The following is a 19,917-nucleotide window of genomic DNA, read 5'->3' as shown; positions in this document are numbered from 1 at the left end:
GTGGTTAGAAGAGGTCAGTTTATTGGGAGTAATGCTCACCCCAATTTTGAAGAGAGAGCAGACTAGCCTCAAGGCTCTCAGGGGCACGTCCTTCGCGATCGACGCCAGCATTGAGATCCATCAGTTCTTGGCGCTGGTCAGAAAGAGAGATGGTAGCCTCTTCACTGACTCCCAAGGACGAGTAACCTCGCATCTTATCGGTCTGATCACAAGAACCAGTCGGTTGATAGCAGAGTTCGACATGAAGCCCGTCTTTGTGTTCGATGGAAAACCGAATCCGTTGAAGAGGAGAACGATCGAGATGCGGCGGGAAGCGCGAAAGAAGGCGGAAGTTGAGTATGTCGAGGCCGTTTCGAAAAAGGACTATTCAAAAGCGTGGTCGAAGGCGGTTATGACCGGTCGCATCACGGGATCAGTATTGGACGATTCGAAGCATCTCCTAAACTTGATGGGGATTCCGTGGCTTGAGGCCTTGGAAGATGCGGAGGCCCAGGCCAGCTATATGGCAGCTAGAGGCGATGTCTGGGCTGTCGGAAGCAAAGACTACGACTGCTTACTCTACGGCGCCCCTATCCTTGCGCGGTACTTGACCTTGACGGGACGCGAGTGGCTTCCGGCCCAGAAACGATCACGACCTCTAATTCCAGAGTTGATCAAGCTTTCTGAGAATCTCGCCCTCCTTCGAATAACGCGAGAACAACTCGTAGATCTCGCAATCCTAGTCGGAACCGACTTCAACGAAGGCGTGAAGGGAGTAGGACCGAAGAAGGCCCTTAGACTAGTCCTCGAATACGGGTCGATCGAGCAAATGCCTGAAGGTATCAGATCAAAGCTTACCGAGGATCTGAACAGTGTTCGACAGCTCTTCTTGAAACCAAGGGTCCTAGAAAAATACGTGCTGAAAAGGTCTCAACCAGATCGCGAGGGACTCGTTAAGTTCCTCGCGGAGGAGCGCGCTTTCAACAAAGAAAGAGTAGAGCGACTGATAGGACGGCTCCCTAGAGGGATCGAGAAAACGGATGCAGGTCTGGAGAACTGGCTCAACTAGAAAAAAAACCGATCGAGTTCTCAATCGTCGCCCAACTATGTCGAGCTCTTGAGGAGACAACAAAAAGAAACGAAAAGATACGACTCATCAGAGAAGTTCTCAGAAAAGCCAGACCGGACGACGTGTCCTATGTCACGCTATTCTTAGCTGGAAAACCGTTCCCCGAAGCTGATCCTCGAGTCCTTGAAATAAGCTACGCGACCCTCTCGACAGCCGGGAAAACCATGAGCCAAACACTCCTTACGGAAAGCGCAAATCCACTGACGATGGCAGAAGTGTTTAGAACTCTAGGAAGGCTCGCCGAGGTCAAAGGAGCGGGGTCCAAAGAGAAACGATTGGCACTTCTTGGCTCACTTCTCGCCAGGACGACACCTCTGGAGACCGAGTATCTGACCCGAATGTTACTGGGCGAGATGCGAATCGGCGTTGTTGAGGGAGTCTTGTTAGACGCTATCGCGGAAGCGTCGGGGGTCTCCCGGCATTTAGTCAGGCGCGCACACATGCTGCATGGAGACATCGGGGACGTCGCTAGGTTAGCTATGACGGATGGAGGGGCGGCGCTTGAGAAGGTGGGACTAAGACTCTTCGTCCCAGTGAAGCCGATGCTGGCGGAGGTGGCTGAGGACATCCGTCAAGTTCTCGCGGAGCACAAGGATGGTACCGCCTTCGAGTACAAGTTCGACGGCGCCAGAATCCAGATCCACAGACAACAAGATCGTATTAGGATTTTCAGCCGGAGACTCACTGATGTCACCGACAGTATTCCGGAAATGGTAGATTACGCCAAAACCAAAGTGAAAGCTTCAGAGTTCTTGATAGAAGGAGAAGTCGTCGCTCTCGGCGAGGGCGGAAAGCCAGTTCCCTTTCAGGACCTGATGCGTCGCTTTCGCCGAGTCCACGGGATCGAGGAGATGGTCGATAAGATTCCGCTGCGACTCTACCTCTTCGATGTTCTGCAATCAGAAGGAAGGACTCTGATAGATCTCCCATACACGGAAAGATGGGAAACCCTCTCTAGCTTAGTGCCCGCAGAATCTCTTGCTCCAAGAATTGTGACCCGAGACCTCAGAGTCGTGGACAATTTCACACAATCCGCTTTGAAAGCAGGCCATGAAGGGTTGATGGCCAAGTCCCTAACGAGCGACTACTCGCCAGGCGCTAGGGGCAAGAAGTGGTTCAAGATCAAGCTTGCCGACAGGCTCGACGTAGTCATAGTCGCTGCGGACTGGGGCAGCGGAAGAAGGGTAGATTGGCTGAGCAACTACCATCTAGCAGTTAGGGATGAGGACACCGGTGAATACCTAGTCGTTGGTAAGACGTTCAAGGGTCTGACTGACGCGGAGTTCGACATGATAACCAAGCGGCTTCAGGAGCTGAAGACTCGAGAGACGAAATGGACGGTTCACGTGAAACCCGAGATAGTGGTCGAAGTTGCTCACAACGAGGTTCAGAAGAGTCCCCGATACAAGTCGGGGTTCGCTTTGCGTTTTGCAAGGATCGCGAAGTTTAGAGACGATAAAACCCCGGAAGAAGCCGACACCATCCAACGACTACGCAAGCTGTACGAGAAACAGTTTGAAAACAAGGGCAGAATGCTAGAGGAAGTCGCGTGAAGGTAGCCGTTCTTTACAGTGGAGGCAAGGACAGCACCTACGCTACATGGGTTGCTCAGCATCAAGGCTGGGACGTCGAGGATCTTGTGACCGTTCTGCCGAAGGCTGTCGATTCCCTCATGTTCCACTTTCCGAACGTGCGTTGGACAAAGCTTCAGGCTGAGGCAATGGGTCTCCCCCATCATACCATTGAGGTAGCTGATGACGAATTGTTGAGCCTTCGTGAAGGACTGAGCCAGCTAAAGGCCGCCACTGGAATCGAAGGAGTTGTGACCGGAGCCGTTGCTAGCGACTATCAGAAATCTCGAATCGACCAAGTCTGTGATGCGTTGGCGTTGAAGAGTTTTGTTCCACTATGGCGGAAAGAGCCGAAAACGCTGGTCAATGACCTGAAATCTGCCGGGTTCAAGATAATTCTGTCGGGAGTTGGAGCTGCTGGCCTTGACGAGTCATGGCTTGGGCAAGAACTAACAGACCAGCGATGGGAGCAGTTAGAGAAGGTCTCGAGAAGACATGGAATTCACCTGACCGGTGAGGGAGGAGAGTACGAAACTTTCGTCATTGACGCACCCGGCTTCCAGAAACGAGTCAGTGTCAACAAGACGGTCAATCGGTGGGACGGACAAAGCGGTTACCTGATTATCGAGCAGGCCGTTTTAGAGAGTAAGTCGGCGAACTGATGTGCCAACTCCTTGTTCGATCTTCGCAGGATCCAACCTAGTATACTTCCTGTTTTGCATCAAAACCCTCCCATCTACTATCGTTGTATCGACATTGTACCCACTTGCTGAGTAGACAAGGTCAGAGATCACAGTCTCTTTCCCGTGGATCGGCATCATGTTAGGCTCCCTCAGATCGACGAGCACCAGGTCAGCCCGCTTACCCTTCTCTATGCTTCCAATCTCCTTCTCTTTACCAATCGCATAGGCGCCATCAATGGTAGCCATATCGAGAACCTTCTGGGCATTAGCGACTGTTGGGTCCCACCGATGAGCTTTGTGAGCCAGAGCGCAAACTTTCATCGTGTCGAACATATCGAGACTGTTATTGCTCGCCGGCCCATCCGTTCCGAGCCCGACGGGGATTCCTGCTTCCCACATCTCAGGCAATGGAGCGACGCTCCCTCCTGCCAGCTTCATATTGGAGACAGGACAGTGAGCGACTCTAACGCCTCTTTTTCCATAAAGTTTGACTTCCGATTTTGTAAGCCATACTGAGTGGGCGGCTAAGACCCGGTCGCTTAGGAAGCCAATCTTGTCGAGGTAGTCTACTTCGCGCGATTTCTTGTCTCGTTCGAACTTCGCTTGTTCTCCTCGGGTTTCGGCAATATGGATGTTGATGAGCACGTTTTCCTTCTCGGCTTCCTTTTTGCACCAAAGAAGAGTATCTTTACCGCATGTGTAGGGAGCGTGCGGCCCGAAGGCGAACGATGTTCGCGGGGACTTCAATGCTCGGATGTGTTGCAGCAGCTTCAAGGAGTTTTTTCGTTCCCTTTCTTTGCCCTCTTCGGTTGGTGGGTCGATCATTCCGTATGAGAGTATTCCTCTAAGTCCTGCCTCCTCTGTTGCCCGGGCAACGTCTTCCATGTGAAAATACATGTCCACGAAGCATGTTGTTCCTGTTCTCGTCATTTCCATGGCGCCGAGAAGCGCGCCGTTGTAGCACATTTCGCCGGTGAGTCGTTTCTCAAGTGGCCAGATCTTCTTCTCTAGCCATTGCTGGAGCTCTAGATCGTCGGCGTATCCTCGGAAAAGAGTCATGGAGAGATGAGTGTGAGTATTGATCAGGCCAGGAATCAGCACTTTACCCCTGCAGTCGATAACCTGGTCGTTCTTGGACCCTTGAGTTATGCCCGTGTCCCGAATGGTTCCACTGTCGTCGATGCTGACGGAGGAGTTTCGGAGAACCTCTCGATCAGGGTTTTGAGTAATCACCCAGTCGCAATTTTGGAGGAACAGTCCCACGTGTTCTACGCCTCTGCGCGTAGCTGGGTTTGAGAGTGGACGCCTTTTGAAGGCTTGTAAGGCGCATCCAGGAGAGCTCTAACGTTCAGGGCCTTGGCTTTCCCAATTCCAGCTCCCACCGCCATTTCCGTCACGGAAGCACTGAATGTGCGTCTTAGAGACCCAAAATACGATAACAGCTGCTCAGCAGTGCGAGGTCCAATCCCAGGCACAGAGCTGACAATGGATTCTTGAAGTCGCTTAATATCCTCCGACCTAGGCTTCCGAACGACAAGAGGGGGTGGCCCGCGATGGCCCATGTAACGTCCTCCTTTCCCAAGGGTGACCAGGAACTCTGCGGTTTCTTTCGCATCGTGAGTGAAGAAACAGTGCATGTCAAAATCCAAGACTGCAGAAATTAGCGCGCCCCAAAGGGAACGAGGGTTCCTGGATCGCTTGAGTTCATTGTCTAGGTTGCCCTCGACGATCAGAATCTTGTCTTTGTATGATTCGCCTATCCTATATGCTTGGTCGAATAGCCTTCCGCTAAACAAGGAAGAGACGAAATCCCTGGCGGATTTTCGTTCAACAGCATATTCGCCAACTATGTAGTCAGCCACCTCAAGGACTCTGTATTCAACGGAAGCTCCCTTTGACCGGAGCTCGTCAGGAACTCCTGACGGCTTCTCTCTTTCATCAACAGCGATTCGAACCATTATGAGTCCGGAATTTGAACGATGCCGTCACAACAAAAAACTATGCAAAGCCATTGGCGAATAGAGTCGGAGAGTCGTGGGTTACTTCACCTTGGTCTCACGTGAGGAGATGCCTCCTGAAAGGAATCCTCAAAAGGGACTGTTCTCGTTTTTCGCTTCGGCCTTGATGGGCATCCCGAAGTCAGCTGTCCAGCAGTTGTTGAAGGAGAGCGAAGACCACGCATGTCGGGAGGCACCGGAGATCTGCGTCAAGGTCATGGCTATCGCAAACCTTCCTACTTTATATGGTGACTTCCAGGCGGTCGCGTTCTGGAACAACTTTGACCGAAAGGAGCACGCCGCGTTTGTCCACGGCGATATCTTCGAGAAAGAAGATATCCCAGTACGATTGCACTCCGAATGTCTCACCGGCGATGCAATCGGCTCCCTACGGTGCGACTGCCGAGAGCAGCTTCAGGAGTCCCTTACACGAATAGGCAAGATGGACCGTGGAATCGTTCTCTATCTGAGGCAGGAAGGCCGTGGGATCGGCTTTGTTAACAAGATCAAAGCCTACCAATTACAGGATGCAGGTTTCGATACTGTTGAGGCGAACAAGAAACTGGGGTTTAGGCCTGACGAGCGAGATTACGATATTGCGGCGCACATGCTGATGTCGCTTCACGTGAGATCGGTCAAGCTTCTCACGAACAATCCCGACAAGCTGAAGGATTTGCAGCTTCATGGAATCAAAGTGGCTGAGAGGATACCTGTTGTGATGCCGCCTAATCAGTTCAACAAGTTCTACCTAGAGACAAAAAAGAAGAAGCTTGGTCACATTTTGGACATAGAGCAGCGGGACGATCTAGTCCATCCTCGTAGCCAAAATTGAGAAAGGCTACTCTGGTTTTTAGTCCCCAGAGCCTGGCTCTCTGAGCTTCATCTTGTAATCTTGGACCAATTTCTTCTGTTTCGCATCGAGTTCGCCGACCCACTCGTATCTCTCCGTGATGCGCAGATAGAACCCGAACGGATCGAGTATTCTGAAGTCGCGACGTCCCCATTTTTTCGACTGCAGTGGTTGAACGACCTTTGCGAACTTTCTCACGGTCTTGTAGAGGCGTTCCACTCGATCAACTGGGATAATTATCTCGACCCCATAACCGCATTTTGTATTCTTACTGAACCGCCCGAAGTAGGAATGGCGGTAAACTTTCTCACTCCCCCCGTAGAAATTCAATACGCTTCTCTTTCTCTTCATCACGAGATAGTCCTCGCTTCGCCATCGCAGTTTGAAACCGAGTCTTGAGTAGAACTCGATTGTTCTATTGAAGTCCGGGACGTGAAGCTCAATAAAGACATCCGTTAGCATTGCCATCGACCATGGTTAGAACAGTGCAATTATTTGAAGACCCGAATGTATCGGTAGATCAATTATCAGAATTCTACAAGGTGGAGGGAAGACCACACACCTACCTTATGTTTGTAACAACGATAGACGGAATTGCTGTTCCTCTCGAACTTGGGCAACGTGGGGGATCCGAAATTGCCCTCCGGCAACTAAAGAACAATCCCATAGGCGCGGGAGGTTTCACGGATAATAGAGCCCTACAATACGGGTGGGCCACGGCCGATGCTGTCCTAGGAGGGGCGGGAATCCTGAGAGACAACCCCGACACTACCTGGTATCCCAGAGACAAGGACCTACAGGAACTCGTGACGAAGAGAAGTCGTAAACCCGTCAGGGCAGTCGCGACTGGGAGAGGAGAAATAGATTTGAAACACCCTGTGTTCAACCCGAAAAAGGAAGAGTGGCAACCTCTAATTTTTACCACAAGCAAAGGAGAAGAAAGGGTCAAGAATCAAGTAAAGCGGCTACAGGTCGAAGGCCACAAGTTTCCTCAGTCCCTCAAAATATTCGCCATTGGAGAAGCTAGCGTAGACCTTACCAAAACGGTAGGGATTCTGCGAAAAGAGTTCAGGACGGAGCTTCTCGATATTCAAGGCGGGCCCATTCTGGCTGGGGGCGCAGTCAAAGCGATGCTTGTCGATGAGCTTCGGCTAACCGTTTCTCCCCAGATCATGGGCGACCTCAATTCCGAAGGAAAGAAGAGACCCGGTTTTGTTACCAGCATTCATTTCGGAATAGACGACTCTCCCCTGGCAGAGCTTGAGGCAATTGGAGTCTCAGGGAGTCACATCTTTCTGAGATACTTGATGAACTATAGGAACTAGAGGGGCCCACAAAATGGAGATGTTTGCGATGAGAGAATTCCAGTTTTCATCGGCCGCCTCACTCGATGTGGACGAGAACGCGATGCAGGGACATAACTACGAGTTAAGAGTAGTCGTTAAGGGGACCCCAGACGAGAAAGGGGTTATTCTAGATACACGCATTATCGAGAGAATCGTCAACCAAGAAATAGTCGCGAGATTGGATAAGAAGAATCTGAATGAGATCATTCCCAATCCCACAATGGAGCGGATATCATTATGGATCTGGAAGAGACTCAAACCCTCAATCAAGGAGCTCTATGAGATTAGGGTCTGGGAAAACAGAAAGAAAGGAACTAGCGTAATTTACAGAGAAACCTGAGTTCGAGGCGAGTCATTCTAATGGCTGGCAACGACTTGAGTTCAGTACTAGCGTACCACGAGGCTACCAAGCACTCTGAGGTTAGAATCGGCGCTTCCGGTCATTACCTGGATTGGGACAACAAACCGGCGCCATTCAAAGAGTACAGGAATCTTCCTTCCATTGCCCTTCCGCGCGATTTTCCCATTCCCCAAAAGAACTCTATCGAGGCGATCAAGAACGCGAGGGAAGTGCTTGGAACCAAGGAGATCGATGTAGGGGTCCTCTCTGAGCTTCTCTTCTTCTCTGCGGGCCTTACACGGAAGATGAGATTCGGCAAGGAGTTCTACTTTATGCGGGCAGCTTCCGCAACAGGCGCTTTGTATCCCATCGAACTCTACGTAATCTCCGGTCCAATCCCCGGTCTAGAAGCGGGAGTGTATCACTTCAACCCTCTACAATTCTCGCTAGTAAGGCTGCGAGATGGAGACTATCGAGCGGCGCTGAGTGAGGCAGGGAGTCCTGATGGCGTGACCTCATCAGTCACGTTGGCATTCACATCTTTAGCCTGGAGGAACGCGTGGAAGTACGAAGCCAGATCCTATCGTCACTGGTTCTGGGACTCAGGAGTCATTATCGCCAACCTTCTCGCAACCTCGAATTCTGCGCGCCTCGCAGCCAGAGTTGTCCTTGGCTTCATCGATTCCGAGGTCGACAGGCTTCTAGGTCTAGAGGCAAAGAAGGAGGCAACTGTAGCTCTAGCAACAATCGGAATCGGCACTAACAGAGAAACTTCTAGCACTCATAGGCCGGTTCCGAGTCTTGACCTGGAGGTCAATCCTCTCTCAAGAGAGGAAGTTGACTATCCAATGATATGGGAAACGAATGAAGCCTCTCAGCTGAGACGCAAGTCGGAGATCGAGTCTTGGAGGAGTCGCCCAAGGGTATCGAAACAAACGAGTCCGACTACCACTCCCTCCTTTCCATTGCGAGGATCGGAAAGAGATCTCTTTCCACTCCTAGATGAAGTGATTTTGCTCCGGGGGTCCACTAGGAAATTCTCGCGCGAACCTATCCTTTTTGACAGTCTTTCGACAATAATCCAGACCTCTCGAACCAGAATCCCTTTGGACTTTCTGCATGATAACGAGTCATTGATAGACTTCTATTTCATTGTGAATGCTGTCGAGGGACTACCCCCGGGCTCCTACTACTACAACCAAAGAACCCGCGCTGTCGAAGAACTGAAGGCTCTCAGTAGCCGGTCGATGTCAGGCTACCTCTGTCTTGGACAACAGCTCTTCAGCGATGCAAGCGTCGTATTTTTCTTGATGACTGACCTGAATTCGGTTCTGGAGTCTCTTGGAAACAGGGGCTATCGAGCGGCGCAGTTTGAAGCTGGTGTAAGGGCTGGAAAAATCTACCTCTCCTCATATGCCGTTGGACTTGGCGCGTCCGGTTCCACCTTCTATGATGATGCCGTCACGGAATTCTTCTCGCCACACGCTCGTGACAAGAGCACGATGATCGCTGTCGGGATCGGCAAACCAGCATACAAAGCAAAGCCGGGAAAGATTCTTCCACAAATAGGACCAAACCGATAGGTCGCTAGTCTAATCAAGACTCCGAAGAGTCCGCGGCGGCAAAGTCAAACTTCCCGTTAGGCAATCAGATCTAGTGCCGCTTGTCCCTTTTTCTCCTGACCTAGTCCCGAACTGTGACGTAATGAGATGAATGGAGGTTACGACATGGTTTTGGGAGAAATCTCGCCAACTCCTCTTAGGGATTCTTGACTGAGAAAGGCCCCAATGAGCGACGTACAAGGTAGTAATGAATGAAGAAGTCGGTGCCGCTTCGTAAGAACAAGCGCGCCATCAACACGATTCTTGCAGCACTCCTGATGGTTGTCATTGTAGTCGTTGCCTCGGTCATGGTCTACGCCTGGTCCACCGGGCTACTGGGCAGTTTGCTAGTCAAGCCGACAGTCGGTCAGGAAGCGCTCAATGTGAACTCGTCAACATTCACGTCAAACACCAATGTAACCCTCTACGTAGGCGATTCCGGTTCGATCAGCGTAACGCTTCAGAGCTACTACGTCAAAGACTCTATGGGCAATTCATACCAACTGATCAACTGGGCCGGGCCAACTATAACCCCTGGTGGAGTGAGCCCGGCAAACTTGGCAATTAACAGTAGCTGTTCCGGCTGTCAACTAACGGGAAATGCGTTCACGTTTACCAACGGCTACGCATACACGATCGTCTTGGTCAGCACACGCAACAACCAGTTCACATTCAATCTTAACCGGTAAGAACCCATTAGTTTCTCTTCCTCAACACTTGTAGTTGTTTTTCTTTACACGGAATAGCGAGGTCAACCGACAGATTGAACAAGCGAGATGCAGACAATAAGAGGCTGAGCGATCACAGCGGCGATAAGTGATGAGCAACAACATTTGCCCCAAGTGCAACAAGCCAATTCGTATTCCTCAGGAAGAGGTATCCATTATCAGTACAAAAGTCGGAAAGGGCAAAACAGAGGATCGGATGGTGCACAAGGTATGTCCATCAACCGAACCAATTGGTCAAGTTGGCGGCCAACAGTATTGCACCAACTGCGGCCACGCTAAGTTGATCCATTCGCCTAAGTGCTCGTATTCAAGTTTCGACTACCACTGTGATTGTAAGGAATTCCGCGGGTGACTCCGACAAAAATTCTCGATGCAAATGATCATGAGGATATGATGAACGAGATATGAACAAGCGTTAGTCGGCCCTCTCGCGGGGGGCTTGAGATTGGAATCACTGGATGCAAGGCTGAGGCTACTGAAACGGGGAGTCAACGTGCTCATCTATGCATCTGTGGTTCTAGGATTAGTTCTCTTGGCACAACTATACGCGCTTATGGTCTCTTCATGGCTATTCTTCTCAATCCTCGCCGGTTGGTTGCTTTACTTGGCGGTCGCAATTGGAGTAGCGAAAGGTCGGAAGAGGGCGTACCCTCCAGCTCTTGTTCTCTCAATGGCAACTCTGGCCGTTTCTCTTCCACAACCAGAACATTACTCGCTCGCGGGGGCTGGACTGAGCTTGGCGGGGTTGACGTTCATCGCAGGCTCGATCCTTCAAGTCGGCGTAATAGTTCTCACAGCCTCTTTCCTGATTCTAAGACGTGGACAATCTCGCGAAAGGGCGATTCCTGTGCGACCATGACTAACGCTCTCGGCCTAAAATCAGTGAACGGGAATCCGAAAAGTTTCCTCCAAAGGACCAAATACACGCTATTTCCTCAAGGCGTGTAGATGCAACAGATCGATGGCGCCCGGCCACGACCACGAATTGAGACTCTTGCTGACCTGATTTTCGGGCTCTCGCTTTCAATTGGTTCCATCGCACTCATAGCGAATCCTCCGAAAAACACGGGAGAGATAACCACGCACATACTCGCATTCGCATACACGTTCTTTGTTCTCATCACTGCGTGGATGATCTATACGACGTACATGTCTGTCCTGCCAATCGAGACTCGAACGGTCACATTCCTCAATGTGGGGCTACTCTTGCTGGTTGCGATTGTTCCTTACCTGCTGAACGGTGTTGAGGTAGTGGCTCCCGCTCTAAATTCGGATCAGGTATCCATGATCCAGAATTATTCTTCCCAACTCTTTGCGTTGGACCTCGGAGGAATCCTGATGATCTTGGCAACCTTCGCTCACGTTATTAGTTTGGAGGAGAAAAAGATCGTCGCCCCAGAACTCGTTAGACTCTTCCGGAACGGGCGGAACCGTATGGTGATTCTCGCGCTTCTGACACTCATTTCGGTAGCGCCGCAGTTTTGGGAGTGGACATTGTTGGGCGTTCCGATCAGGCTCTACTTGTGGTATCCGCCGCTAGTATCCTACTGGGTCGGAAGAGCAATTAGACCGGACAGTCGTACCTACAAACTAGCCTAGAACTAACTAGGAGAAGCTGATGAAATATTCGCGGAGCGTAATTCCTTAGCTGGATCTTCGCTCCTGCACGCTGGCTGGATATTTCTCGGCATTTTTTTGGAGCTTTCTCTGAACAGCGTTGGAGATATCAATCCTCAGAATATCAGAGAAACCCAGGCAGTGGATTATGACGTCGGACAACTCGTTGGAAATCTTCTCCAGTCTTTCCGGGTCATTCAGCATTTCTTCGGCTTGCTTGTCAGTTTTCCATTGGAAATGCTCTAGGAGCTCGGCTGCGTCAATGCAAATTGAGCCCGCCAAGTTTCGAGGAGTGTCATACTTTCTCCAATCTCTACTGTCCCCGAATCTTGCGACCGTTTCGACCAGCTCACGGACTGTAGTTTTGCTATCCCCGCCAGAGACGCGCATGATATTCGACGGTCGTTTTCCTTGGTTTCTGATAAATAACGGATCATCTAGAGTCGGACTCGGCTAAGACTACCCCGAGAACCATCCAATGAACCAGTTTGGTGCGGCCGCCGGGATTCGAACCCGGGTTCCCGGCTCTTTCCATGGTAATGGGAAGCCGGTGTCATAGACCAGGCTGCCCGTCAACCTCGCAGTTGAGCGCTGACTCTGGACCACGGCCGCTGTTAGGCTCGACGGGGCCACTATTTCTAAGCGTTTTCTCTGTTTCCCAACTAGATCTGTATCGGCACTCCGTTAGGTTCAACTATTCGCAGTGGACTAGGATACAAGAATCCTCGATGAGAATGATTGGCAAGATCGCTGCTATCGCGGGGTTTTCTCTTGTCGTTGCACCCGCATTGTTGGCGATCAACGGTATGCTTGATAACACGAACTTTACGACGCTGTTCATAGTCGGATTCGTACTGATAATCGTGAGCAGCTCGTATAGGGCAAGGTCTACCCAGCAAACAGAAAAGCTAGACTAGATCGAGCATGTTGAGACACACGGAGTTTGCCGCTAAGCTTCCATGAAGTCGGACGCTTTCGGCGGCTCGAGAGAGAGTCCCTTTCGCTTTCTTATGCCCTCAACAACCGTTTGCAACAAAGAAGTAGGAACAGGCGACCATCGAGCGAACTCCAAACCCCAGAACGCTCGTCCCTGGGTCTGACTCCTCATGACCTCAGACAAGTCGAAGCTTTCGGCGGTTGGCATCTCTCCAACTACGGAGACCAAGTGTCCCTTCTGGTCGACTGACACAATCTTTCCACGCTTCTGTGTAATCACACTGGTCACGGCCCCCAATAGCTCATTCGGAACGCGAGTCGTAATCTTCTGAACTGGCTCCAGTAATGTCGGCGCGGCTTCCAGGAAGGCCACGAACATTGCTCGACGAGTCATCGGCATGATCTGTGCCGGACCCCTGTGGACAGGGTCTTCGTGAAGACTGACGTCGCTAATCTTGACCTTCAACCCTCGAATCTGTTCGTAAGCAATTGGACCTTCCTTGATTCCCCACCTGTATCCGGCCAATATCATGTCCTTCACCTCTTGCACGTACTGCGCTCCCTTGGTGACGTCCAAGATCATGTTGAAGGGTTCGTCGATGCTCCATACTCCACGAGCCTCCTCAGGCTCCCATCCTACTCCTCGAAGGAGCTTGGCCATCTCGGCTTTGTCACCATACTCGCTGAGCTTACCCTGCTTGATCAGATCCAAAACAGCATCTTCGAGGGGTTCGACTTCAATGTAGATCTTGTTGTGCTTGTTCGGAGATTTACCCTCAACCGGACCCGCTTCCCTCCGCACCGCCTCTCGATAGATGACAATGGGCTTAGAGGTGACAATCTCCATTCCAGTCTTGGTGATCAGAGTATTTGCAATCTCAAGGTGAAGCGTGCCCATACCAGAGATCAGGTATTCGCCAGTTTCCTCGTTGATGCTCGTCACAAGGTTCGGATCTTCCAGCGAGAGCTTTCTCAAGATCTCAACCAGCTTGGGAAGATCTCTGTTGTACTTCGGTTCCACCGCTATGGTGACAACTGGCTCAGTGACATAGTGGACTGCTTCGAAGGGGACGAATTGCTTCACAGAGGCGAGGGTTTCTCCTGCCTTCACGTTCTCTAGTCCAAGAAGCGCGGGAATGTTACCTGCGCTAAGATGTCCGACAATCTCCCGTTGCGGTCCCATGTATATGGCAACTTGCTGGACCCTTCCCTGGGTGCGCGAGTTGATCAGAAAGACAGGCTCTCCATCCGTGACCGTACCTGAGAACAGGCGACCAGTCGCAACCACGCCAGCCTGCGGGTCGACAACGATGTTGGTGACGGACATTAGTACCGGGCCCTTGTCGTCGCACTTGATCATAGCCTGGCCATACTCGCTGTCTGGGTCTCCATGCCAGATCTTCGGAATCCTGTAGACCTGCGCTTTGTGCGGCGGAGGCATTACCTCTACTGCCATTCCGAGGATGGCCTCGTGAATGGGGGCTCTATTCTTGAGCTCCTCCACCTTCCCGTTAACGTAAGCGTCGACTACGTCGGAGAACTTGACTCCTTTCTTCTTGGCGACAACAGCGTTGAAGCCCCATCTGTCCTTGGCTGAGCCCATCGCCACGGTATTGGTCGCGAAGTTTACCTTCCACTTCTCTCGGAACTCGGGCTCAGCGTAGAGATCGAGGAGGGCGTTGAAGTCCTTGATTATCCGTGCGACCCTTTCCTGTATCTGTTCAGGATTGAGCTTCAGCTCCTTGATCAAACGGTCAATCTTGTTAATGTAAAGAACGGGCCGGACACGCTCCTCGAGCGCTTGTCGCGTCACCGTCTCTGTCTGAACCATCACTTCTTCAACGGAGTCGACGACAACGACCGCTCCATCAATAGCGCGTAGTGATCTAGTAACCTTGCCCGAAAAGTCCACGTGACCGGGAGTATCGATGAGATTGATGACGAAAGGCATGTCGTTATGCTCGTAATAGAGACTGACGTTTGCAGCCTTGATAGTCATCTGGCGCTTCTGCTCCTCCTCCATAAAGTCCATGGCCAGAGCTGTGCCAGCCAAAGACGGCGAAAGCAATCCGGCACCAGACAAGAGACTATCCGTCATCGTAGTGTTGTGGACGACTATACCGTTAGCGATGAACGTGTGATTCTCTGGAACTGTCAGGTCGTAAACGTCGAATGAACCGGTACGTGTCCCTATCTCACTTACCGGGATAGGTCGAATCTCTCCCTCGAGAAGCTTGCGCCATTCGCGCACTAGGGTGAAGGCGGTATCTTTCGAAGGCCTTGACGCAATGAACTTTTCAAAAGCGCTAACGAGGCTTTGGAAGATCGGCCTTGTGAGGTTTTGCCTGCCTGACTCGTAGCTGCAGTAAAATGGGATTTTGGATTCCAAATATGAAGAGGGAATCCCCAGTTGGTTCCTAATTTCCCGGAGAGTCTGCCAGCCGATAGGAACAATTCCAGTCTTTCTGCTGCTCACCGCTTTGCGAGCGAGAATATGCAGCGCCACACGCTTTCTTGGAATGGTAAATCCGATTGTCTTCTCAAACCTCAGAGTATCGTGCCCTGATACTGTTATTGTGAAGTATTTTCCTTTCTGGCGGATTGTTGGAATGATCGAGAATCTCAGCAAAGAGATTGATACTTGTCTTGCAAACTTTCGACTGGCAGTTGTTAGGGAAATTACGGCGCTAGTCCTTTCAACCCCACCGTCTGTATCAAATTCCCCTCTGAGGAACGCAGCGACGTGTTCGTTTCCCATCTTGAGGACCAACTTGGGAAAGACAATATTGTGGGCCTTGTGCTTTGTGGGGTACTGGTAGGTGTCTTCGAGGAATCTGATGAGGCTGAAACCACCGTGGTGATCGAGCCGATAGGTGTTTCTTCTCTTGTCCTTCACGAGGATTGTGCTGACCCCGAAAACTCTCTGAAAAATTTGGGAAACGGTCTCCAGAAGCGGCCCGTACCCGTTGTTGAAGCTAGCCCGGTTAGAACCATCACCCCAAAGGACACCAAGAAGGTAAGCCAGATCCTGGAATTGCTTCCGAGTTCGTGGCAGTTTGATTAGGTTTGAAAGCCTGCCGGGCTTGGCACGGCTTAGCCGGTATGCCATTCGGCGTATGTGATCATAGACGCGGTCCCTGGGTATTCTGAGCGAATCTGTGATTTTTACCAGATCGTCTAGTCTGATTCTACCAAGGGCGAGTCCCGCTCTGAAGGCCTTGAACGAAGAATTTGATCGGAGGCTGGAATAAACCTGCTTCATTCCCTTGTCGTTAACCAGTCGCTCAAGTTCTTCGGAGAACCTTCCTTCTAGATAGACGATGTAATACTGATGAGAACTCATCACTTCCAAGATTTCGGACTTTATTTCTTCCATTCTACTTGGGATGGAGCGTAGGGTGTTCGGAACGAGCACCAAGTCATTTCTCTTAATCCCGTCTGCCCTCTTCTGCCTGACTATTCCATCCTTTGCTATTGTGAAGAATGGATGCTCTGGTGTCGTCTCCACAGAGTAGCCGTTCCTAAGGGTAACCTTGACTAGCTTGTTGCTGTGTAGTTTCCAGACGTGTGAGACGTTCCGGTCTTCCATCTTGAGGGTCCGGGGATTCAGCGAGTCAACTTGAGCCATTGAAGGGCCTTTTCTTCTCAGCTTCTCGTAGATTTGGGCAATCTCTTCTATCCGCCCATCGGATAGGGTAATCATACTTTCACCGTCGACACATTTCCCGTGGTCCACGTGGGCGATGATGCCTATGTTGCGTATCTGGTCCTTGTTGGAGACGATCTTTAGAATGTCCGCTGAACTCTTGAAACGGGGCAACGAATCCTACCTTTCTAGCTGAGGAGAATCAGCGAATCCCAACTGTACTCTATTATATATTGCGCCAGAATGGATCTGAATCGATTTTCAAACTCGTACGTTCTGATGTGAATTGGAGATAGATCATTGCAGTTTCCCCGACGGTCTCATGTACGATCTGGAAGGCAACACTTGGATAACGAGTGAAAGAAGCGGTGAGATAACTGTCGGCGTGACGAGTCTTCTCTCCGCGATCGCGGGAAAATTCACTTCTGCTCGCCTGCGGCCTGCGGGATCACGAATCGAGCGAGGTAGAAGCTTGGGTACCCTTGAAAGTCTGAAATTCGTTGGTCCTATTCGATCGCCCGCTTCAGGGCTCATTTCCGCGGTAAACGGTGATATCATCAAGAGACCGAAACTTCTCAACGACGCACCATATACTGATGGATGGATTGTCAGGCTGAAACCATCGAGTCTCAAGTCAGAGAAGGCCCTCCTATCAGGGGCGTCGGGTGCGACAGAGACTTTCCGGAGAAGAATTGCCGAATTTCACGCTCGTTGTTTCAAGGCCTTTCCTGACCACGAGATGGTTGAGATTGGGATGGAGTGTTCTGCCGTTCTGGTCCGTCTAAACGAGCTTCTCGCGACAGTTCCAATAGGAGATGTTGTTCATCTTGTGACCGATGATCCCACCTCTTACGTGGAGATGGTGCGTTGGACGGACCAGACCGGTCACGAGTTAGTTGACTGGCGGCAGGAAGGAAACCTCTTCCACTTCATCGTGCGGAAAGCACTCTGACATCAAAGCACGAAAAAGGGGGAAAGGAAGAGAGTTGTTGGTGCATTTCCTTATGCTGAAACGGGTTGGGCTATCGACGGGCTTGGTTTCTCGATAGGGTTTCGCACTAGGTTCCCCCACTCGGTCCATGACCCGTCGTAGTTTCGCACGTTGGGGTAGCCGAGGAGGTACTTTAGCACGAACCAGGTGAACGAGGATCTTTCGCCGATGCGGCAGTAGGTCACAATGTCTCGGCCGGCGACGATGCCCTTATCCTCGTATAGCTTCTTCAGTTCGTCTGGGCTTTTGAAGGTGCCGTCTTCTCGGACGGCATGGGACCATGGAATGTTGACTGCTCCAGGTATGTGGCCTCCACGTTGCGCGTGCTCTGTCGGGTACTCTGGTGGTGCTAGGACTTCGCCTGTGAATTCTTTTGGTCCTCTGACGTCGACGAGTTTCACGTTGGGTCTCCGGTAGAGGTCGAGAGCTTGTTTGAAGTAGACTCTGACGCTTTCATCGGGTCCTGAGGCCTTGTAGTTTGCGCTTGGGTAGGTTGGGATGTCTTTGGTCAGGGGTTTGTCTTCGTCGATCCATTTTTTCCGGCCTCCGTTCATTAGTACGACGTTCTTGACGTTGTAGTATTGTAGGTCCCAGAAGGCGTAGGCTGCGAACCAGTTGTTGAAGTCGCCGTATAGGACTATCTTGGTGTCTGGGGTAATTCCAGATCTTGCAAATAGTTGCTCTAGCTGTTGTCTCGATAGGATGTCTCTTTCGAGGGGGTGGTTGAGGTCCTTCTTCCAGTCGAAGAGGACCGCGCCGGGAACGTGTCCCAGCTGATAGTTCGCAACCGAGTCATAGTCAACCTCGACGACTCTCACTTTCGGATCGTTGAGATGTTCCTGCACCCAGTCGCTACTCACTAATACTTCGGGGTGTGCGTATGACATACGTCATCTAGCTCGCGCGCTATAACGTATGTCATATTAATTACTTCCTTGTCCTATTCCGCTAGGAATATTTCTCTTTCAGGCCCAACCAACTCTACGGGCGATATACCTCCTACGTGATAGGCGATTACACTGCTCAAACGTCACCTCCCCCACTTTTTAGCCCAGAATAAGCCCCTGATGACGAATCCAAGCCCGACTTGTTTAGACTCCATTTTCCGAAATCAATCAATCTTCTGAAAACCAGTTCGTGAAAATCGGCATCGTGGAAATCGGCCACCTCGAAATCCCATAAACTTGAAAACACGTTTCTGAAACCACAAAAACAGTGAATTTTAGCGACCCCCCCAGGGGACCTACTCAAGTCCCCCTCGCCGCGCCCTTCGCGCGGCTAAATCGGGACTTCTATCATGAGCTTCTCAAGAAGCTCCTTGTACCGGTTCCGGATCGTAACCTCTGTCACGTTCGCAATCTCCGCAATCTCCCGCTGCGTCTTACGCTCATTCGTCAACACCGTCGCAATATACGTAGACGCCGCCGCAATACCCGCCGGACCACGCCCACTCGTCAGCTTCATCTGCCGTGCAATCTCCAAAATCCGAATAGCAATACCCTCCGCCTTCCCCGAGATAGTCAGCTTGTTCGAAAACCGAGCCGCATAATTCCTGTTCGCAGACGGAGGAACAAACATCCCGAGCTCCCGCAGCATGAACCGGTAGCTCCGACCGATGTCCTTCTTGTTCAGCGTCGACACGCTAGCAATCTCATCCAGAGTCCGAGGAACACCACACTGACGACACGACATGTAGATCGCCGCCGCGGTCACGTTGTGAATCGATCGACCACGGATCAAACGCCTCTTGATAGCGCGACGATAAATGACAGACGCTGTCTCGAGAATATTCTTCGGTAAGGAAAGGGCCGAGGACAACTTGCTCAGCTCCGACAACGCAACAGCCAGGTTCCGCTCCGTCGCGTCCGACACGCGGACACGTCGCTGCCACTTCCGCAGCTTGTACAACTCAATCCTTTGATCGGCCGAGACGCCCTTCGTCCCCGATGGACGATCACGCCAGTCGATAATTGTCGAGAGGCCCTTATCATGAATAGTATACGTCATCGGCGCACCAGTGCGCGCTCTCTTCGCTCGCTGTTCGTCGTCAAACGCGCGCCACTCAGGCCGTGTATCAGCAATCTTTTCTTGCACAACATATCCGCAGGCCATACAGACAACCTCCGCAGCGTCATAGTCACGCATCAGCCGTGAACCACCACACTCCGGACACAATCGTATCCTTCGCGAACTGCTCTCTGCTCCCCGCTCTAGCGTCTGGCCTACTTCTTCAACCAATTCTCCCTTTTTCTCCTAATTATCCTCTAAAAGGTACAAGACCCTGCCCGAGAACCCCTCACCGGCACCTTCCGGTCTTACGGAGACATATGGACTCTTCACAGGACCGAGAATATTGTTGACAGTCCCTATCTTCTTGATCTTGTAGTCAACCACTCGGGTCCGCTCTGCTGGCACCGGTGGCTGCTCGAGTTTGACTATGAGGTTACCGCTTTTAGACATGTGCAGAACTTTGCCAAGCCGTCTTAATCCCGCACCTGGCACG

The 19,917-nt window shown here is 51.3% G+C and carries 20 protein-coding genes and 1 tRNA gene; 12 read left to right on the top strand and 9 right to left on the bottom strand.

Annotated features, from left to right (window positions below; all coding sequences use genetic code 11):
• Nucleotides 1–31: 31 nt before the first annotated feature.
• The 3 genes from fen to VGS11_01235 are packed head-to-tail and all read left to right on the top strand — an operon-like array spanning nt 32 to nt 3,341.
• Nucleotides 32–1,048 (top strand): flap endonuclease-1, encoded by a 1,017-nt coding sequence (fen, locus tag VGS11_01245; protein HEV2118723.1) that lies wholly within the window; start codon nt 32–34, stop codon nt 1,046–1,048.
• Nucleotides 1,036–2,661 carry an ATP-dependent DNA ligase gene (locus VGS11_01240; GenBank protein ID HEV2118722.1) on the top strand — a complete coding sequence of 542 codons (1,626 nt, stop codon included), beginning with the start codon at nt 1,036–1,038 and terminating at the stop codon, nt 2,659–2,661. The genes fen and VGS11_01240 overlap by 13 nt, the downstream gene beginning before the upstream one ends.
• Complete coding sequence (locus VGS11_01235; protein ID HEV2118721.1) at nt 2,658–3,341, top strand: diphthine--ammonia ligase; 684 nt, start codon at nt 2,658–2,660, stop codon at nt 3,339–3,341. Before VGS11_01240 ends, VGS11_01235 begins: the two co-directional genes overlap by 4 nt.
• On the opposite strand, the gene VGS11_01230 is transcribed toward VGS11_01235, so the two are convergent.
• Entirely contained in the window at nt 3,318–4,595 is a 1,278-nt protein-coding gene (locus VGS11_01230) for an amidohydrolase (GenBank protein ID HEV2118720.1), read from the bottom strand. The genes VGS11_01235 and VGS11_01230 overlap by 24 nt on opposite strands.
• A gap of 35 nt (nt 4,596–4,630) precedes the next feature.
• Nucleotides 4,631–5,320, bottom strand: coding sequence for an ERCC4 domain-containing protein (locus VGS11_01225; GenBank protein HEV2118719.1), 690 nt, complete (start codon nt 5,318–5,320; stop codon nt 4,631–4,633).
• Nucleotides 5,321–5,396: 76 nt separating this feature from the next.
• On the opposite strand from VGS11_01225, the gene ribA reads away from it, so the two are divergent.
• Nucleotides 5,397–6,191 (top strand): GTP cyclohydrolase II, encoded by a 795-nt coding sequence (gene ribA / locus VGS11_01220; GenBank protein HEV2118718.1) that lies wholly within the window; start codon nt 5,397–5,399, stop codon nt 6,189–6,191.
• An 18-nt stretch (nt 6,192–6,209) separates the two neighbouring features.
• Here ribA and VGS11_01215 read toward each other — a convergent pair whose 3' ends face one another.
• Nucleotides 6,210–6,677, bottom strand: a complete 468-nt coding sequence (locus tag VGS11_01215; protein ID HEV2118717.1) for a VOC family protein — start codon at nt 6,675–6,677, stop codon at nt 6,210–6,212.
• Between the two features lie 17 nt (nt 6,678–6,694).
• Between VGS11_01215 and VGS11_01210 the strand changes: the two genes are divergently transcribed.
• The 6 genes from VGS11_01210 to VGS11_01185 all read left to right on the top strand — a co-directional run bounded on the left by VGS11_01210 (nt 6,695) and on the right by VGS11_01185 (nt 11,823).
• A complete protein-coding gene (locus VGS11_01210; protein HEV2118716.1) occupies nt 6,695–7,534 on the top strand; it encodes a dihydrofolate reductase family protein in 840 nt (279 codons plus the stop codon).
• Nucleotides 7,535–7,562: 28 nt separating this feature from the next.
• Complete coding sequence (locus VGS11_01205; protein ID HEV2118715.1) at nt 7,563–7,895, top strand: 6-carboxytetrahydropterin synthase; 333 nt, start codon at nt 7,563–7,565, stop codon at nt 7,893–7,895.
• Nucleotides 7,896–7,930: 35 nt separating this feature from the next.
• Nucleotides 7,931–9,478: a SagB/ThcOx family dehydrogenase gene (locus VGS11_01200; protein ID HEV2118714.1), complete on the top strand. Its 1,548-nt coding sequence runs from the start codon at nt 7,931–7,933 to the stop codon at nt 9,476–9,478.
• Nucleotides 9,479–9,708: 230 nt separating this feature from the next.
• Complete coding sequence (locus tag VGS11_01195; protein HEV2118713.1) at nt 9,709–10,185, top strand: hypothetical protein; 477 nt, start codon at nt 9,709–9,711, stop codon at nt 10,183–10,185.
• Nucleotides 10,186–10,669: 484 nt separating this feature from the next.
• A complete protein-coding gene (locus VGS11_01190) occupies nt 10,670–11,083 on the top strand; it encodes a hypothetical protein (protein HEV2118712.1) in 414 nt (137 codons plus the stop codon).
• An 89-nt stretch (nt 11,084–11,172) separates the two neighbouring features.
• Nucleotides 11,173–11,823: a hypothetical protein gene (locus VGS11_01185; GenBank protein ID HEV2118711.1), complete on the top strand. Its 651-nt coding sequence runs from the start codon at nt 11,173–11,175 to the stop codon at nt 11,821–11,823.
• 45 nt (nt 11,824–11,868) lie between these two features.
• On the opposite strand, the gene VGS11_01180 is transcribed toward VGS11_01185, so the two are convergent.
• Entirely contained in the window at nt 11,869–12,231 is a 363-nt protein-coding gene (locus tag VGS11_01180; protein HEV2118710.1) for a nucleotide pyrophosphohydrolase, read from the bottom strand.
• A gap of 99 nt (nt 12,232–12,330) precedes the next feature.
• Nucleotides 12,331–12,453 (bottom strand) — tRNA-Gly (locus VGS11_01175).
• A gap of 122 nt (nt 12,454–12,575) precedes the next feature.
• Here VGS11_01175 and VGS11_01170 point away from each other — a divergent pair.
• A complete protein-coding gene (locus VGS11_01170) occupies nt 12,576–12,758 on the top strand; it encodes a hypothetical protein (GenBank protein ID HEV2118709.1) in 183 nt (60 codons plus the stop codon).
• Nucleotides 12,759–12,790: 32 nt separating this feature from the next.
• Here the strand turns inward: VGS11_01170 and VGS11_01165 are convergent, their stop codons facing one another.
• Entirely contained in the window at nt 12,791–16,597 is a 3,807-nt protein-coding gene (locus VGS11_01165) for an elongation factor EF-2 (protein ID HEV2118708.1), read from the bottom strand.
• 112 nt (nt 16,598–16,709) lie between these two features.
• Between VGS11_01165 and VGS11_01160 the strand changes: the two genes are divergently transcribed.
• Nucleotides 16,710–17,375, top strand: coding sequence for a sulfurtransferase TusA family protein (locus tag VGS11_01160; GenBank protein HEV2118707.1), 666 nt, complete (start codon nt 16,710–16,712; stop codon nt 17,373–17,375).
• Between the two features lie 50 nt (nt 17,376–17,425).
• On the opposite strand, the gene VGS11_01155 is transcribed toward VGS11_01160, so the two are convergent.
• The 3 genes from VGS11_01155 to VGS11_01145 form a co-directional block, all read right to left on the bottom strand.
• Entirely contained in the window at nt 17,426–18,301 is an 876-nt protein-coding gene (locus tag VGS11_01155; protein HEV2118706.1) for a sulfurtransferase, read from the bottom strand.
• Between the two features lie 391 nt (nt 18,302–18,692).
• The gene (locus VGS11_01150) at nt 18,693–19,652 is read right to left on the bottom strand and encodes a transcription initiation factor IIB (protein ID HEV2118705.1); all 960 of its coding nucleotides are present in this window, start codon (nt 19,650–19,652) and stop codon (nt 18,693–18,695) included.
• 15 nt (nt 19,653–19,667) lie between these two features.
• On the bottom strand, nt 19,668–19,916 hold the full coding sequence (locus tag VGS11_01145; protein HEV2118704.1) for a Gar1/Naf1 family protein: 249 nt from the start codon (nt 19,914–19,916) through the stop codon (nt 19,668–19,670).
• Nucleotide 19,917 lies beyond the last annotated feature (1 nt).

This window comes from Candidatus Bathyarchaeia archaeon (assembly GCA_035935655.1).
Taxonomy (GTDB): Archaea; Thermoproteota; Bathyarchaeia; order 40CM-2-53-6; family 40CM-2-53-6; genus 40CM-2-53-6.
Note: the sequence above shows the minus strand (reverse complement) of the source record. Positions and strands in the feature narration are given on the sequence as shown.